This window comes from Lawsonibacter celer (genome assembly GCF_014281125.1).
In the GTDB taxonomy this organism is placed as follows: domain Bacteria; phylum Bacillota; class Clostridia; order Oscillospirales; family Oscillospiraceae; genus Lawsonibacter_B; species Lawsonibacter_B celer.
The window spans coordinates 138,963-154,617 of record NZ_JACOEA010000002.1; the positions used below are offsets into that span (position 1 = coordinate 138,963).

Below are 15,655 nucleotides of genomic sequence, written 5' to 3' on the forward strand. Positions count from 1 at the left end.
CGTTCTTCCTCCTTCCAGCTCTTACGCCTCAATGAACTGATCTTTGCCCTCGGCGCACTCGGGGCAGACCCAGTCCTCGGGCAGCTTTTCAAACAGGGTACCGGGGGCGATCTCGGCGTCCTCGTCGCCCAGCTCCGGGATGTACTCATAACCGCAGCCGCCGCACACATAGCGCTTGCCCAGGGGCTCCGCCTTGGGAGGCGTTGGCCGCTTCATCTTCACCATGGGGGGCGCGGGCTGTTTTTCCCCAGTCCCCAGCGCCTGGGCCAGCAGGGGCAGGATCTCGTTTACATCGCCCACAATGCCGTAGTCACAGTTCTTGAAAATAGGGGCGCCGGCGTTCTTGTTGATGGCCACGATGGTGGAGGCGTCCTTGATGCCCTTCAGGTGCTGCACCGCGCCGGAGATCCCGCAGGCGATGTACAGGTTTCCGGTAAACTTCTGGCCGGACATTCCCACATAGCGGTCCAGGGGAACGTATTTGAGGGTCTCCGCCACCGGGCGGGAGGAGCCAACCGCCGCGCCCGCCGCCTGGGCCAGCTCCTGGATGAGCTTCATGTTCTTCTTGTCTCCGATGCCCTTGCCTGCGGAGACCACCCGCTCAGCCTGCGAGATCGGCGTGTCCAGGGGGATGCCCACGGAGAAGTCGTGGCCGTCCTTCCTCAGGTGTTCCGCCAGGGCGGCCACCTGCTCGGTGGGAGAGCCGTCCCGGAGGATCAGCTTCTTGCGCACGCCGGTGATGGGGGCCGGCTTCTTGGGCCGGCTGGAGGAGCCGCCCTCGCTCTTGGGCGGCTTGCCCAGAAGGTTGGCCGAGATAACCACCCGCTGGATCTCATTGGTGCCCTCATAGATGGTGGTAATCTTGGCGTCCCGGTAAGCCCGCTCCACCTCCATGCCCTTCATAAAGCCCGCGCCGCCGTAGATCTGCATGGCGTCATTGGTGACCTCCAGGGCAATATCGGAGGCGTACATCTTGGCCATGGCGGCCTCCATGGCATAGGGCTCGTGATGCTCCTTCAGCTCAGCGGCGGAGTAGACCAGCATCCGGGCGCAGCGCAGCTTGGTGGCCATATCCGCCAGTTTGAAGGAGATGGACTGCTGGAAGCCCACGGGCTTGCCGAACTGGATGCGCTCCTTGGCGTACTCCAGGGCGTTTTCGTAGGCCCCCTGAGCGATGCCCAGGGCCTGGGAGGCGATGCCGATGCGTCCGCCGTCCAGGGTGGCCATGGCGATTTTGAAGCCGTCGCCCTCCTTGCCCAGCAGGTTCTCCCTGGGCACCTTCACGTCGTTGAAGATCAGCTCCGCGGTGGAGGAGGAGCGGATGCCCATCTTGTCGTAGTGGTCGCCGAAGTCAAAACCCTTCCAGCCCTTCTCCACGATGAAGGCGGAGATGCCCCGGGTGCCGATGTCCGGCGTGGTGACCGCGAAGACCACATAGGTGTCCGCCTTGGGGGCGTTTGTGATGAAAATCTTGCCGCCGTTGAGCACATAGTGGTCGCCCTTGAGCACGGCAGTGGTCTCGGTGCCGCCGGCGTCGGAGCCTGCGTTAGGTTCGGTCAGGCCGAAGGCGCCGATCTTCTCTCCCCTGGCCAGGGGAACCAGGTATTTCTGCTTCTGCTCTTCGGTGCCGTAGGCAAAGATGGGCCAGGAGCCCAGGGACACGTGGGCGGAGAGAATGACGCCGGTGCCGCCGTCCACCCGGGAGAGCTCCTCCACCGCAATGGCGTAGCTGAGCACGTCCAGCCCGGCGCCGCCGTACTCCCTGGGGTACGGAATGCCCATCAGCCCCAGCTGGGCCATTTTCTGCACGGCCTCATCCGGGAACTGGTTCTGCTGATCCAGCAGGAACGCGATGGGCTTGACCTCCGCCTCGGCAAAGGCCCTCACCTTGCTGCGGAATTCCTCATGTGCTTGCGTCGTTTTGAAGTGCATACCGTTACCTCCTTATGGTTTATTCTATACTTGATAATTTTTGTCCACTTCTGGGTAAAAAGATTACTGCTCTTCTTCTCCAGAGAGCAGACTCCGGAGCGTATGGGCGCGCAGCTCGTAATTCAGCGCGTTCTGCACCTGTGAGAGCCGACAGTGGATGGTGCAGCCTCCATGAGCTTCCCGCCAGGGGCAGCGGTAGCCCGGCTCCATACAGGCGCTGAGGGATCGGCTTTCCTCCATGGCGGCCATAAGGTCATATAGGGTAACCTGATCCAAATCCGCCTTCAGGCGGCAGCCGCCGTCCACCCCGCGGGTAATGGCCACCAGATCGGCCCGGCTGAGCTTTTTCATGATCTTATAGGCAAACTGCTTCGGCACCAGCTCCTGCTCCGCAATCTCCCCCGCCGTAAGCTGTGTCCCCCGGGAGAGTGCCCGCAGGATGCGCAGTGCATAGTCTGTCTCCCGTGTAATGATCACCGCCGCTCCGTCCTCCCTGCTTTTTCCAACCCTTTCTGGTTCCATCATAGCAATGTGGATAATTTTTGTCAAGATTAACTTTACAGAATTCATGCACTTTTCCCATTTTCACAAAAACCTGCCGGAAATCTTGTGAAAAAAGCCATGGACGCAAAAGCAGCCCCACGCAATCCGTGGGGCTGCTCCGCCTGTGGAAAAGGGTCGGCGCGCTCGGGTCAGCGCATGGCCAGAACCACCTGGCCGGAGGCGGCCAGCTCGCCGTTCACCCGTCCCTCTACGGCACAGGTAACGATGGCCTTGTCCTCCCGCTCATGGATCAATTCCCCGTGGAGCTCCAGGGTATCCCCCGGCCGAACCACCCGCCGGAAGGAGGCCTTGTCAATCCCAAGGAACAGGGGCTGCCTGCCCTTATAGCGGTCCAGCAGTATTACCATAATACCCGCCGCCTGGGCCATGGACTCCACCGAATAGACCCCCGGCAGAATGGGATTGCCCGGGAAGTGGCCCTTCAGAATCTCCATATCCGGCCGCACGTAAAAAAATGCGTCTATGCTCTTGCCCATTTCCAGCCCACGCACGCCGTCCACCAGCAGCATGGGCTCCCGGTGGGGCAGGATCTCCATCACCCGTTCTCTGCCCCAGTTCACTTGCTGTATCATACCATCTTTCTCCTCTCTTTTCAGGGCCTGCCCATGACCCGCCGGATCACCTGCTCCAGGATCTGCTGCCCCTCGGGGGAGCGCAGGGTCTCCAAAATCACCCCGCGCATGGACTCCTGAACCTGGCGGCTGGTGAGCAGCGCGTCCATCACAGTCCCCTGGGCGGCCGGCTCCTGCCTGATCTTTTTCGGCGCCGGCCGTACGGGCGTGTATCCGGTCTCATCCGGCTGGCTCATCGCCAGGTTCATCCAGTCCTCCTGGCGGGTGCGGTCGCCGCTCTCGCCCCGGAGATAGAGCAGGGACACGCCGAAATAGGCGGCCAGCTTCTCCTGCTGCTCCTTGCTGGGGGTCTGCCGCCCCGTTTCAAACTTGTCAAAGGCTCCCTTTGGGAAGCCCAGCGCCGCAGCCAGGGCGGGCCGGCTCAGCCCCGCCTCGCTGCGCAGCGCCTCGATGCGCTGTGCCATGGTCACCATGTGTGTTTCCTCCTTAAATGTTCCTTGAAGCAGCGGTGGCCGCACCCTTGACGGGCGCGGCCACGCGCGCTTTTATTCTCTCATCAGGGCCTGCGCTGCGGCTTTGATGCACTCCACCGCCGTGTCAATGCCCAGGCGGCTGTTGATGCACAGATCATAGGTGCGGCTGTCCCCCCAGCGGCCTGTGGCAAAATAGTTGTAGTAGGAGGCCCTGGCCTTGTCCTGGCGGAGCACATAGCCCTCCAGATTGGCCTCCTGTACGCCGTACTCCTCCTTTGCCCGGCGCACCCGCTCCCCCAGAGGCGCGGAGATGAACACCCGCAGGCAGTTGGGCTGGTCCCGCAGGATATAGTCGGCACAGCGGCCCACAATGATGCAGGACTCCCGCTCAGCCGCCTGCTTAATCACTTGGGCCTGGGCAATGAACACCTGATCCGGCACAGACGGGGTCTGCACCGCGCAGTATAGATCATAGAGAAAGCTGTTGGTGGGCCGCTTGTGCTCCGCGTCCCGGACAAAATTTTCGGAAAAACCCGTCTTCCGGGCTACGTCGGCAATCAGCTCCTTGTCGTAGAATTTGATCTGCAGATCACTGGCCAGTTTCTGGGCAATGATGCGCCCGCCGGAGCCGTATTCCCGGCTCAGGGTGATGACAATTTGCTTCATAAAACGCACCTCCGTTTCGTTTTTAGTATACCACTTTTTCCCGGCAGCGTCAAAACCAAATCGCCCCGGCTCCGGACGGTTTCAGAATTTTTCCACCGCCCCTATGGACTTTTTCACCCTGGAACGTGTATGATAAAAGCGACCAAATCGAGATGCGAGGAATACGCTTTATGATACGCATACAAAATCTCTCTCTCCCCCTGGACGGGGATGTCCGCCAGCTGAAGAAAAAGGCCGCCCGCCTGCTGGGCGTCCGGCTGGAGGCGCTGGAGCATTTCTCTATCGCCCGGCAGTCCATTGACGCCCGGAACCGGCACGATGTGCGCTATGTCTGCACCGTCCATGTGGGCACGGCGGAGGACGAGGCTCTGGTGCGCCGGGCTCATCAGCCCAACATCACTCTCTATGCGCCCAAGCCCTATGTCTTTCCCCAGGTGCGCCGGTCCTCCCCTATTCGGCCGGTTGTGGTGGGCATGGGGCCTGCTGGACTGTTCGCCGCCCTTTATCTGGCCCGGGCGGGGCTGCCCTGCGTGGTGCTGGAGCGGGGCCGGGACGTGGACGCCCGCACCGCGGACGTGGAGCGCTTCTGGTCCACCGGAGCGCTGGACCCCTCCTCCAACGTGCAGTTCGGCGAAGGGGGCGCCGGCACCTTTTCCGACGGCAAGCTGACCACCGGTACCCACGATCCCCGTATTTCCACAGCCCTGGAGACGCTGGTGGAGTTCGGCGCGCCTGAGGACGTGGCCTGGAGCCACAAGCCGCATATCGGCACCGATCTCCTCCGCCGGGTGGTCAAGAACATCCGGCTTGAGTTGATCCGCCTGGGCTGCGAGGTGCGGTTTGAGACTCAGCTCACCGGTCTCATCGCGGATCATGGGCGGCTGACCGGTCTCACGGCGGTGTCGGCGGACGCGCCCCTGGCGCTCTCCTGTGACGCGCTGGTCCTGGCTCCCGGCCACTCCGCCCGGGATACCTTCGCCATGCTTATGGAGGCCGGTGTGCCCATGGAACAAAAACAGTTCGCCATCGGCGTGCGCATTGAGCACAGCCAGGCCGCCGTCTCCGCCGCCCAATTCGGCCCCGCCTGGCAGCGGCTGCCCCCCGCAGACTACAAGCTCTCCTGCCACCTGCCCTCCGGCCGGTCGGCGTTCACCTTCTGCGTCTGCCCCGGCGGACAGGTGGTGGCCGCCGCCAGCGCCCCGGGACAGCTGGTCACCAATGGCATGAGCCTGCGCGCCCGGGACGGGGCGAATATCAACGGCGGCTTTCTGGTAGGCGTGGGCCCCGGGGATTTCCCTGGGGACGATCCTCTGGCCGGGGTGCGCTTCCAGGAGGAGTGGGAGCACGCCGCCTGGGAACTGGGGGGCCGGGATTTCCGTGCCCCAGCCCAGACCGTGGGGGACTTTCTGGCCGGGCGGCCCTCCCAGGCGTCGGGCTCCATCCGCCCCACCTACCTCCCCGGCGTCACCTGGACGGACCTGGAGGCCTGCCTACCCGGCTACGTCATGGACACCCTGCGGGACGCCCTGCCGCTCTTTGACCGAAAGGTGCGCGGCTTTGCCGCCCCGGACGCGGTCCTCACCGGGGTGGAAACCCGGTCCTCTTCCCCGGTGCGGATTCTCCGGGACGACACCTTTCAGTCCGCCCTGCGCGGTCTCTACCCCTGCGGCGAGGGGGCGGGCTATGCGGGCGGTATTATGTCTGCCTCTGTGGACGGTATTAAGGTCGCAGAGGCCGTGGCCTCAGCTCTCTAAAATCGGTTCGGTCCAGATACTTCCCCTCCGTCGGCATAGCCGACGGAGCCTGCGCTGCAAACGTGCCGCCGGCACGTTTTCTTAACGCTGCGGTGTCCGCCGCCGTGGATGGTATCCGGGTGGCCAAAGCTGTGGCCGTCGGGTGACCCGCTTCACATATTTTCCCTCAAACCATGCGTCCGGCTAATAGTCGGGCGCATTTTCTTTTCCAAAAATCCCCTTGTTTCGCTTCCTAATATGTTTCTTTTTCTCTGAGTATGATAGATTTAATAATTGTTCCAAATTTTGCAGTCGAAAACTGTAGGGAAGCGAGGAAGTCTGTCAAAATGGCCAGAAAAAAGGTAGAAACCAACATCTCTTATGACGAGGCGCGCCAGTGCTACTATGTGTGCATGGACTATGGGCCGGACGAAAACGGCCGGCGGATCAAGAAGTATAAGACCTTCTCTAATCTGCCCCTGGCCCGCAAAGCCCTGAAGGAGTTCCACACCGAACGGGAGAGTCAGCGGAGCGTCACCCCCAGCACCATGACTATGGACCAGTGGCTGGACTACTGGATGGACATTGTCATCAAGCCCAACCGGGCGGAAACCACTATCTATGGCTACCGGAAAATCATCGACAACCATCTCTCCCCTGCTCTGGGAAGCATCCCGCTGCAGAAGCTGGCCCCGCGCCATCTCCAGCAGTACTATACCACCCTGATGGCGGACAAGGGCCTGTCGGCCAACACGGTGCGCCGCCACCACGATCTGCTCTCCGCCGCGCTACACATGGCCCTGCGCCAGGACATGATCCTCCGCTGTCCCACGGAGCGGGTGGAGCCGCCCCGGGTCATCCCCCACGAGGCCCATTACTATACTCCGGAAAACCTGAAACGGCTCTACGCCCTGGTGGAGGGGCATCCTCTGGAGCTGGTGGTCAAGCTGGCCGGCAGCCTGGGCCTGCGGCGGGAGGAAATCTGCGGCCTGCGGTGGGAGAGCGTTAACTTCAGTCTCCACAAGCTCTATATCCGGGAGGCCCGCACCGCCGCCGGGGCCAGCATCGTGCAGAAGGAGACCAAGAACCGCTCCTCCAACCGGGCGCTGCACATGACGGAGGACATCTACCGTCTGCTGCGCCGGGAGCGGGCCCGCCAGGCGGAGCGCCGGCTGGCCATGGGCGCGGCGTGGGCGGACTCCGGTCTGGTGGCTGTGGACGGGCAGGGCCAGCCCCTGTCCCCCAACGCGGTCTCTTTGGCCTTCACCCGGTTCATCCGCCGCAGCGGCCTTCCCAAAATCACTCTCCACGGCCTGCGCCACACCTTTGCCACGCTGGCCAGCGCCCAGGGGGTGCCCCTGTTTGACATCGGCAAGGCCCTGGGACACTCCACCCCCGCCACCACCGGGCGCATCTACACCCACCTGCTGGACGAGGTCCACACCTCCACTCTGGACCGGGTGGCCGCGGCCCTGAAATAGCCTTCTTGTCTTCCCCGGTAAAAAAAGCTACAATGGGTGCAATCATACGGCCCCATCCGGTGTGTTATAGGTGAAAGGAGAGTGCGCCATGGCCAGCAAGCTGAAGGGGGACGCCCCATTCTCCTACGCCTATGAACACTATCTGGACACCGTTTACCGCGTGGCCGTCCACAACGCCCCCACCCGGGCCGATGCCGAGGACGTGACCCAGGAGGTCTTTGAGGCCCTGCTCACCAGCGGCAAGGCCTTTGCCGATGCCGAGCACCTGAAGGCCTGGCTCATCCGTGTGGCCCTCAACCGCTGTAAAAACCTCCACCGGGCCAAGCGCAGGGGCGAGACCTCCCTGGACCCCGCCCTGGCGGCCCCGGAGCCGCCGGAGCAGGATGTGCTGGAGCAGGTGCGCGCCCTGGCCCCGCCCTACCGCAACGCCCTCTACCTCCACTATTACGAGGGCTATACCGCCGCTGAGATCGGCGGCATTCTGGGGGCGGGCCGCAACACGGTGCTCACCTGGCTCGCCCGGGGCAGGCAGGCTCTGCGGGAACGGATGATTGGAGGCTTTGACGATGACACGATCTGATTATATTCGTCAGGTGGATTCCCTCCGCGCCCCGGAGGAACTGCGGGCTCGGATCACCGCCCTGCCGGAGGGGAGACGCAGGCCCTCGAAGCTGCGCCGCTGGGTGCCCCTGTGCGCCTGTCTGGCCATTGTGGTGGCTGGGGCCGGCCTGTTCGGTCTGATCCGGTCCAACGGCGGCCTGGGCGGGAACGCGGGGGGTGGCGGCCATGAGGAGGGCAGCACCTTTATGTCCTACGCCGGGCCGGTATTTCCCCTGACTGTGCTGGGGGAGCCAGACCTCTCCGCTCAGCGGGATATCACCCTAGACTTCTCTCCCTGGGAAAAGGTCTGGATCTCCAACGAGGAGGAGGCCGCTTCCCGCACGGACCTGACCCAGGCTGAACAGCAGGAGGTGCTGGACCAGTACAACGAGTGGTTCCCGGATGGGGGCTACTACCAATCCTCCAGCGATATTCTGGTTACCGACTCTTACACCCTGACCAACCCCACGGACACAGACCAGATCGTCACCCTGCTCTACCCCTTCGCCAGCAGCCTGGACGAGCTGGACGAGACCAGCCCCACCCTCTCGGCCGACGGGGCCGCGCTGGGAACTGCCCTCTACACAGGCGCCTATTCCGGCGGCTTTACCGGTACGTTTACCGGCTGGTTCGGCGAGGAGGGCTCTGAACCTGGCAGCGTCAATCTGGATCAGCTCGACAGCTGGGAGGAATATGCGGCCCTGCTGTCGGACGGCAGCTATCTGGCCGCCGCCCTGGGGGAGCCCCCGGACCTGACCGGTGTACCGGTGACGGTATATGAGTTCACCGACCCCTGGGGAGAGCCTCAGGACGAGGATGCCGGCATCCCCAACCCCTCCCTCCGGGCCACCTTCCACCTGGACTATGAGCGGACCACCGTGCTCTCCTATGGGTTCCACTCCGGACACTTTGACCGGGAGAACCACTTTATGGGCCGGGGCTTTTCCATCCGTCAGCCCGGAGAATGGGGAAACGAGGAGCAGGTGTGCTATCTCATTGTCCTGGGGGAAGACATCACCGACCTGGCCACCCAGGGCTATGTCACCGGCGGCTTTGACACCGCAGAGGAGATCGACGCCGGCGTGACGATCCGCCGGTACGAGAGCGACCTGGGGACCGAACTGCGCCAAATCCTCCGCCTGGCGATGGACAGCGCGTGGGCAGTTGACGGTCTGGCGGCCGCTCAGGTGGATTTTGAGGTCTATTACCAGGCCCTGTGTGAGCATCTGCTGGCCTACGGTGTGCTGTCAGAGGGCGGAGGGGTGGAGCGCTATGACACCGGCCAACTGGAGGATGTCATCAGCGAACTTGCCAATGTGGACCGGGTGTTCTATCTGGAGGCAGAGGTGACCGTTCCCGCCGGGGGAAGCGTCACCGTTGAGGCCCAAATGACCAAGCAAGCCAGCTATGATTTCTACTGTGCCCACACGGAGAACCGCGGGGTATCTGGCTACGACCTGGTCACCCGGCTGGGCAGCAGCCTGGACTTCACAGGGCAGAGTGCCAGGCTGGAGCGGGGAGAGCTGATCGAGATCGTCCGGCAGAACTTCGGCTTCGACCTGGAAAACGGGGTAAGCTCCGTCACCCTGGACCCGGAACAGGAGCACTACTATCTGGAGGTCCGCCGGGCGGCGGAATCCTAGTCCCTTCCCATAAAAAGCAGGCCGCCGCACCATATTTGGTGCGGCGGCCTGCTTCATCTGCTTCGCTCAGCGCCCCTCCATGGGGACATAGTTCTGATGTTCGCCCACATACCGGTAGGCCGGGCGGATGATCTTGCTCATATTGATGAGCTCCTCCATGCGGTGGGCACTCCACCCCGCAATACGGGCCATGGCAAACAGGGGTGTGTACAGCTCCAGCGGCAGATCCAGCATGTGATAGACAAAGCCGGAGTAGAAGTCCACATTAGCGGACACCCCCTTGTACATGGTGCGCTCCCCGGAGATCAGCTCCGGACCCAGCCGTGCCACCAGGGAGTAGAGCTCATATTCCTCGGTACGGCCCTTCTCCTGGGAGAGCTTCTCCACAAAGTGCTTGAAGAGATTGGCCCGGGGATCGGACAGGGAGTACACCGCGTGTCCCATGCCGTAAATCAGTCCGGCCCTATCGAAGGCCCGCTTGTCCAGCAGGGCCTGGAGATAGGCGCGCACCTCATCCTCGTCCTTCCAGTCGCGCACATGGGCCTTCAAATCCTCAAACATGCGGACCACCTTGATGTTGGCGCCGCCGTGCTTGGGCCCCTTCAGGGAGGCCAGGGCGGCCGCCATGCAGGAATAGGTGTCGGTTCCCGAGGAAGTAACCACATGGGTGGTGAAGGTGGAGTTGTTGCCGCCGCCGTGCTCGGCGTGGAGAATCAGGCAGATGTCCAGTACATGGGCCTCCCAGAACGAATAAGAAGAGTCGGCGCGCAGCAGGGAGAGGATGTTCTCCGCCGCAGACAGCTCCGGCCGGGGCGCGTGGATGTACAGGGAGCTGCCGCTCTTATAGTTCCAGGCCTGGTAGCCGTACACCGCCAGCATGGGGAACAGGGCGATGAGCTGCACGCACTGGCGCATCACGTTGGGCAGGGAGATGTCGTCCGCCCGGTCGTCATAGGAGGCCAAGTTGAGCACGCTGCGGGCCAGAGAGTTCATGATGTCATGGCTGGGAGCCTTCAGGATCACATCCCGCACAAAATTGTTGGGCAGTGAGCGGTAATAGGACAGCTGCTCCTGGAAGCTGGCCAGCTCCTGGGCGTTGGGCAGGCGGCCCAGCAGCAGCAGGTAGGCCGTCTCCTCAAACCCAAAGCGCCCTTCCTTCAGGGCGCCGCCCACCAGTTCCTCCACGTCCACACCCCGGTAGTAGAGCTTGCCCTCACACGGAATCTCTTTTCCATCTACGACCTTCTTGGCTACAATATCCGACACCTCGGTCAGTCCGGCCAAAACGCCCTTCCCATTCAGATCCCGCAGGCCGCGCTTCACATCATAGCGCACGTAGTCCTCCGGATCAATGCTGCTGTTTTTCAGCGCCATTGCCGCCAGCGCTTCGATCTCAGGGGTAATATCACAATAATTCGGATTACTTGCCATTAGATACCTCCTTTTTGACATGGCACATTCCGGGCGGAGTCCCGCCCCTTCCTTTTCGATGTTTACCTATTAGTTTACCGTATAAATGTTACCATAATATGAATTGGTACAGGAAATTTCGTATAAAAAGCAAAGAGGTGCGGGCCCCTTGCCCGCACCTCCTATGGTATTTTGTCAAAACAGGTCCTTACGCTTCAGAATCACCGCTACCACCGCAATGGCTGCCCCGGCGATCACAAGCGGAATCCACCAAAAGCGGTCCAGGGGCAGTCCGGTGACTATATTCATGCCATAGAAGCCGAAGATGATGTTGGGGATGGTCAGCAAGATGGTGATGGAGGTGAGCACCTTCATAATCACGTTCAGGTTGTTGGAGATAACAGAGGCAAAGGCGTCCATCATACCGGAAATAATAGAGGAGTAAATCTGGGCCATCTCGATGGCCTGGCGCACCTCGATGAGCACGTCCTCCAGCAGGTCATGATCCTCCTCATAGAGTGTAACAATACGGCCCCGAAGAATCTTCTCCAGGGTGACCTCGTTGGCCTTCAGCGAGGTATTGAAATAGACCAGGGACTTCTCCAGATCCAGCAGCTGGATCAGCTCCTTGTTGCGCTGGGACTTGTAGAGCTGGCGCTCCATATAGTTGTAGATCTTGTCGATCTGCTTCAAATACTGCAGATAGCGTTTCGCCACCTGCAGCAGCATGTAGAGGATGAAGCTGGTGCGCTTTTGGGTCTCCGCCCCGCGTACCAGGCCGTCCTGCATGTCCTTGAGGATGGAGGACTCCTTCAGGCAGACGGTGATGATATGCTTGCCTGTGACAATAATGCCCAGCGGCAGGGTGGAGTACTCTACAGCATCCCCCTTCTCCACGGCCGGCAGGTCGATAATAATGAGGGTCTGCCCCTCCTCCGTATCCACACGGGAGGTCTCCTCCTCATCCAGGGCGGCCCGAAGGAAGGTCGGCTCTACATTCAGGGTCGCCGCCACAGTGGACAGCTCGTCCTCACTCGGGTTGGTCAGATTCACCCAGCAGCCGTCCTGAATGGCGTCCAGGCGGCTCATTTTCCCATTCATGGTCTTGTGAATTGAGAGCAAAAAAACCACGCCTTTCCGGCGTGCGGGCGCCCGCCCGATTCCCGGCAGGGTCACAAAAACCGCACGCGCTCTAGTGTTTGCCGTCCGGCGGGAAATTATCACGGCGGAGAGAAGGGGGCGCGGCCAAAGGAGTTCCCCAGCAATTTTCGGCAATTTTCATTATAAGCCAGCCCTGTCCGGTTTGCAAGAAAAGGATTCGTAAAAAACGGGCCCGCCCCTCTTTTGAGGCGGGCCCGTTTTCTCTTATTTGTTCTTATTGAAAATCTTGAAAATATCGTCAAAGGGGTCCGGCTCCCGCTCCCCCTCCGACTCCTGCTCGGCCGCAGGCTGAGCGCCCGCCTCCGTTTTGGCCCCCGCCGCGGTGAAGGGCTTGTTGGGAATGCCGCCTGCCGTCTCCTCAAAACCAGTGGCAATGACCGTGACCCGGATCTCGTCCTCCAGCGTGTCGTCAAACGCCGCGCCGAAGATGATGAGTGCGTCGGGGTGGGCGGCCTGCTGCACCAGGTTGGCGGCGGTCTCCACCTCCTCCAGCCCGATGTCCATGGAGCCGGTGACATTGACCAGCACGCCCTTGGCGCCGTTGATGGAGGTCTCCAGCAGCGGGCTGGAGATGGCCATCTTGGCCGCCTCCTCCGCCTTGTTCTTGCCGGCGGCCCGGCCCACGCCCATGTGGGCCATGCCGGCATTCTGCATGACGGCGGTCACATCGGCAAAGTCCAGGTTGATGAATCCGGTGTTCTTGATGAGGTCGGAGATGGACTGCACCGCTTGGCGCAGCACATCGTCGGCGATCTCAAAGGCGTTGGCAAAGGTGATCTTCTGGTCCGTGGCAAACTTCAGCCGCTCGTTGGGGATGATGACCAGGCTGTCCACCCGGGTGCGCAGCTCCTCAATTCCCTTCTCGGCCTGGAGCATCCGTCGGCGCCCCTCAAAATTAAAGGGCTTGGTGACCACGCCGACCGTGAGCAGGCCCATCTCTTTGGCGATATCCGCCACAATGGGGGCCGCGCCGGTGCCGGTGCCGCCGCCCATACCCGCGGTAATAAACACCATATCCGCGTCCTCCAGGGCCTTGGAGACCGCGCTGCGGCTCTCCTCCGCGGATTTGCGGCCCACCTCGGGATCGCTCCCCGCGCCCTGGCCGCCGGTGAGTTTCTCACCAATCTGGATTTTAAAGGTCGCGCTGGAAACGGCAAGCGCCTGCTTGTCCGTATTCACAGCGATAAAGTCCACGCCCTTGGTCCCGGATTTTACCATCCGATTGACCACATTGTTGCCGCCGCCGCCAACGCCGATCACCTTAATGGTAACCACATTATCCGGCCCGGTGTCCAGTCCAAACGCCATAACTGCTCCTCCTATGTAAAAGAAATCAATATTCTCTCTATAAAACGACTTATTTTGTGTCCTTGTCCTGCCCTAGAACTACATCTTGTTCTATTTTATCTCTCTTTGGCTTGGAGGTCAATAGTTCCCGGCGGATTTCCGCAAAGTTTTGGAACATTCTCGTTCCAAAGACCACTACGGCGGCCAAATAGAGGGGCAGCCCCAGACGCTGACCCAGCCAGGTCAGAAATGCGGCAATGCCGGCGTTGCCCAGGGTGCCGGAGAGAAAGATCTCCAATTTGAATTCTCCCTTGAGCCGGGATCGAAATCCGCCCAGCGCGGAGTCCAGGGCGGCCAGCAGCCCTGCGGCCACATAGAGCGACCACTGGCTTGGGATGGACCAGGGGAAGAGCAGTCCCGCGGCCATTCCCACCAAAAGCCCGATCAATTCCAGCACGGCTTACTCCCCTCCTTCCACTTCCTGCTCCGGCAGCGCGGTATGGGCGTACCGGAAGTCAATGGCCCCGTCATATTTGGGCAGAAACAGCTGGTCATTGGCGGTCACCTTTACCGTGATGCCCCACTGCCCCAGCACATCCACCACACCGTTGCGCATGGTCAGAGCGTTGTACAGGGTGGCGGAGTCTCCAATCGCCATAATCACATAGGGGGCGGCATGGCGCCTGCCGTTGACCGTAACCACCGCGCCGGTGCAGCGGATCTCACTGGTGGCCATGATGCGCTCTCCATTGAGGGAAATGGCCTCCGCCCCCGCGGAGCGCAGCTCGTTAATCACCGACATGATATCGCTGTCGTGAATGATGTAGTCGGCCTCATCTCCCGTGACGTTGACCGCGGTGGAGTCGGTCATCACCACCGTGACCCCCGGCCCCTCCAGATCGGTGAGACCGGCGCTGACCTCCAGCGCCTCAATCTCATTCTTCAGGGCTTCCTCCGCGCTGCCGGCGGAGCCGGCCTGCTCCCGGTAAGCGGCCAATTCGTTCTGCAGCTGGGTCAGCTGCTGCTCCAGTCCCTCGTTCTTATCCAGGGACTCGTTATAGAGCTTCTGCAGGGTTTCCAGGCGGGCGGCGCTGGTGTCATCGGTAGCCGCGGTCTGCCGGACGGTGCGCAGCTGGGCGGTCAGCAGGAAGCCCACCACCGCACATACGACCACCACGGCCAACTCGCCCCTTTTTCGCATTTTCATTCTTGATTCGTATCTCCTTGTTCTGGGGAGGCTTCGGGAGCAGGCTCAGCCGGCTGTATTACAAGAGTTTGATCCGGCAGCCAGCGTTCTGGCAGTAGATGGGCCTGGTCCTCCCCGTAAGTCAGGTCCAGCGTGCCCGTGCGGGCCACCCCCTCCTCGTCCATCTTGAGCAGCGTGCACTTGAGGGCATAGGTCTTGCTGGTAAAATCAGCGTTCATGGGGAATACGACGGTCAGGTCCGCGCCGTAGCCGAAGCGGATCTTGTTGGCCGTCGTCAGGTCGATGAATCCGGTCAGGCTGCCCGTCATCTCCTCCGCCCGGATGGCGGAGAGCAGTGCAGTCAGCTGATCCAACTTGTCCTGTTCCTCCGCCGCCACCGCCAGGAGCGTTCCCACCGCGGGTGCCAGAGGCGTCAGCCCCTGGATCAGGGCCTTCCCCTCCGCCAGAGACGCGTCTCCCCGCTCCAGGAGCTTCCCACGGGCATCCAGCAGCCAGTATTCCCCTCCGCTCTGGATTGCGGCCACAGCGCTGGTCTCCGTCACGCAGATCAGCAGGGTATCGGGAAATTTACGGCTGATGGCCGCCTCATCCACATAGGGCAGGGAGCGCACGATATCCGCTCCCATCTGAATTTTATTGAGCCGAAACAGGTTGTCCCCCTGTTTGACGCCGGCGGCTGCAATGATTTCCTCCTCCGTGTACCGGGACTGGCCGGACACCACCACTGTATCCACCCGGAAAAAGACCACGCAGCCCACTAAAATGGCGGCGAAAATGAGCAGGAAGGACAGCAGTTTATAGAGGAAGCCAAAGCGTCCCCTGTTCCGCCGCCGTCCACGCCTGTTCCGTCTCGCCGCCATTGCCCGGTCTCCTGTTCTCTGTTTGAGTTTGATCTATGCTACCACAACTTTTTAAAAAAATCGTTA

15 protein-coding genes are annotated in these 15,655 nt (G+C 61.6%); 4 read left to right on the top strand and 11 right to left on the bottom strand.

Features of this window, described 5'->3' with window-relative positions; translation table 11 throughout:
- Positions 1–21 precede the first annotated feature (21 nt).
- The 5 genes from H9Q75_RS05405 to H9Q75_RS05425 form a co-directional block, all read right to left on the bottom strand.
- Positions 22–1,932, bottom strand: coding sequence for an acyl-CoA dehydrogenase family protein (locus tag H9Q75_RS05405; RefSeq protein ID WP_186565161.1), 1,911 nt, complete (start codon positions 1,930–1,932; stop codon positions 22–24).
- 63 nt (positions 1,933–1,995) lie between these two features.
- A complete protein-coding gene (locus H9Q75_RS05410; RefSeq protein ID WP_186565162.1) occupies positions 1,996–2,409 on the bottom strand; it encodes an Rrf2 family transcriptional regulator in 414 nt (137 codons plus the stop codon).
- A gap of 215 nt (positions 2,410–2,624) precedes the next feature.
- Positions 2,625–3,068, bottom strand: coding sequence for a 3-hydroxyacyl-ACP dehydratase FabZ (fabZ, locus tag H9Q75_RS05415; protein ID WP_207720773.1), 444 nt, complete (start codon positions 3,066–3,068; stop codon positions 2,625–2,627).
- A gap of 20 nt (positions 3,069–3,088) precedes the next feature.
- Entirely contained in the window at positions 3,089–3,541 is a 453-nt protein-coding gene (locus H9Q75_RS05420; RefSeq protein WP_186565163.1) for a helix-turn-helix domain-containing protein, read from the bottom strand.
- A gap of 72 nt (positions 3,542–3,613) precedes the next feature.
- On the bottom strand, positions 3,614–4,207 hold the full coding sequence (locus H9Q75_RS05425; RefSeq protein WP_186565164.1) for a cytidylate kinase-like family protein: 594 nt from the start codon (positions 4,205–4,207) through the stop codon (positions 3,614–3,616).
- Positions 4,208–4,377: 170 nt separating this feature from the next.
- Between H9Q75_RS05425 and H9Q75_RS05430 the strand changes: the two genes are divergently transcribed.
- From H9Q75_RS05430 to H9Q75_RS05445, 4 genes are all read left to right on the top strand, one after another.
- Positions 4,378–5,961, top strand: a complete 1,584-nt coding sequence (locus tag H9Q75_RS05430; RefSeq protein WP_186565165.1) for an NAD(P)/FAD-dependent oxidoreductase — start codon at positions 4,378–4,380, stop codon at positions 5,959–5,961.
- Between the two features lie 326 nt (positions 5,962–6,287).
- Complete coding sequence (locus tag H9Q75_RS05435; protein WP_186565166.1) at positions 6,288–7,421, top strand: site-specific integrase; 1,134 nt, start codon at positions 6,288–6,290, stop codon at positions 7,419–7,421.
- An 88-nt stretch (positions 7,422–7,509) separates the two neighbouring features.
- Complete coding sequence (locus H9Q75_RS05440; protein WP_186565167.1) at positions 7,510–8,001, top strand: RNA polymerase sigma factor; 492 nt, start codon at positions 7,510–7,512, stop codon at positions 7,999–8,001.
- The gene (locus H9Q75_RS05445) at positions 7,988–9,664 is read left to right on the top strand and encodes a hypothetical protein (protein ID WP_186565168.1); all 1,677 of its coding nucleotides are present in this window, start codon (positions 7,988–7,990) and stop codon (positions 9,662–9,664) included. The genes H9Q75_RS05440 and H9Q75_RS05445 overlap by 14 nt, the downstream gene beginning before the upstream one ends.
- A 66-nt stretch (positions 9,665–9,730) precedes the next feature.
- Here H9Q75_RS05445 and H9Q75_RS05450 read toward each other — a convergent pair whose 3' ends face one another.
- From H9Q75_RS05450 to H9Q75_RS05475, 6 genes are all read right to left on the bottom strand, one after another.
- Complete coding sequence (locus H9Q75_RS05450) at positions 9,731–11,095, bottom strand: citrate/2-methylcitrate synthase (protein WP_186565169.1); 1,365 nt, start codon at positions 11,093–11,095, stop codon at positions 9,731–9,733.
- Between the two features lie 174 nt (positions 11,096–11,269).
- Entirely contained in the window at positions 11,270–12,196 is a 927-nt protein-coding gene (locus H9Q75_RS05455; protein ID WP_243200702.1) for a magnesium transporter CorA family protein, read from the bottom strand.
- Between the two features lie 243 nt (positions 12,197–12,439).
- The gene (ftsZ, locus tag H9Q75_RS05460; protein WP_186565170.1) at positions 12,440–13,543 is read right to left on the bottom strand and encodes a cell division protein FtsZ; all 1,104 of its coding nucleotides are present in this window, start codon (positions 13,541–13,543) and stop codon (positions 12,440–12,442) included.
- A gap of 49 nt (positions 13,544–13,592) precedes the next feature.
- Positions 13,593–13,979, bottom strand: a complete 387-nt coding sequence (locus H9Q75_RS05465) for a DUF1290 domain-containing protein (protein WP_186565171.1) — start codon at positions 13,977–13,979, stop codon at positions 13,593–13,595.
- Positions 13,980–13,982: 3 nt separating this feature from the next.
- The gene (locus H9Q75_RS05470; RefSeq protein WP_243200703.1) at positions 13,983–14,729 is read right to left on the bottom strand and encodes a DUF881 domain-containing protein; all 747 of its coding nucleotides are present in this window, start codon (positions 14,727–14,729) and stop codon (positions 13,983–13,985) included.
- The gene (locus H9Q75_RS05475) at positions 14,726–15,589 is read right to left on the bottom strand and encodes a cell division protein FtsQ/DivIB (protein WP_186565172.1); all 864 of its coding nucleotides are present in this window, start codon (positions 15,587–15,589) and stop codon (positions 14,726–14,728) included. Before H9Q75_RS05475 ends, H9Q75_RS05470 begins: the two co-directional genes overlap by 4 nt.
- Between the last annotated feature and the right edge of the window lie 66 nt (positions 15,590–15,655).

Bases quoted from the DNA above. Each gene is read 5' to 3' on its own strand.
- H9Q75_RS05430 (WP_186565165.1), top strand. From the start codon at position 4,378: ATGATACGCATACAAAATCTCTCTCTCCCCCTGGACGGGGATGTCCGC.
- H9Q75_RS05450 (WP_186565169.1), bottom strand. From the start codon at position 11,095: ATGGCAAGTAATCCGAATTATTGTGATATTACCCCTGAGATCGAAGCG.
- H9Q75_RS05425 (WP_186565164.1), bottom strand. From the start codon at position 4,207: ATGAAGCAAATTGTCATCACCCTGAGCCGGGAATACGGCTCCGGCGGG.
- H9Q75_RS05475 (WP_186565172.1), bottom strand. From the start codon at position 15,589: ATGGCGGCGAGACGGAACAGGCGTGGACGGCGGCGGAACAGGGGACGC.
- H9Q75_RS05405 (WP_186565161.1), bottom strand. From the start codon at position 1,932: ATGCACTTCAAAACGACGCAAGCACATGAGGAATTCCGCAGCAAGGTG.
- H9Q75_RS05435 (WP_186565166.1), top strand. From the start codon at position 6,288: ATGGCCAGAAAAAAGGTAGAAACCAACATCTCTTATGACGAGGCGCGC.
- ftsZ (WP_186565170.1), bottom strand. From the start codon at position 13,543: ATGGCGTTTGGACTGGACACCGGGCCGGATAATGTGGTTACCATTAAG.
- H9Q75_RS05420 (WP_186565163.1), bottom strand. From the start codon at position 3,541: ATGGTGACCATGGCACAGCGCATCGAGGCGCTGCGCAGCGAGGCGGGG.
- fabZ (WP_207720773.1), bottom strand. From the start codon at position 3,068: ATGATACAGCAAGTGAACTGGGGCAGAGAACGGGTGATGGAGATCCTG.
- H9Q75_RS05445 (WP_186565168.1), top strand. From the start codon at position 7,988: ATGACACGATCTGATTATATTCGTCAGGTGGATTCCCTCCGCGCCCCG.
- H9Q75_RS05440 (WP_186565167.1), top strand. From the start codon at position 7,510: ATGGCCAGCAAGCTGAAGGGGGACGCCCCATTCTCCTACGCCTATGAA.
- H9Q75_RS05470 (WP_243200703.1), bottom strand. From the start codon at position 14,729: ATGAAAATGCGAAAAAGGGGCGAGTTGGCCGTGGTGGTCGTATGTGCG.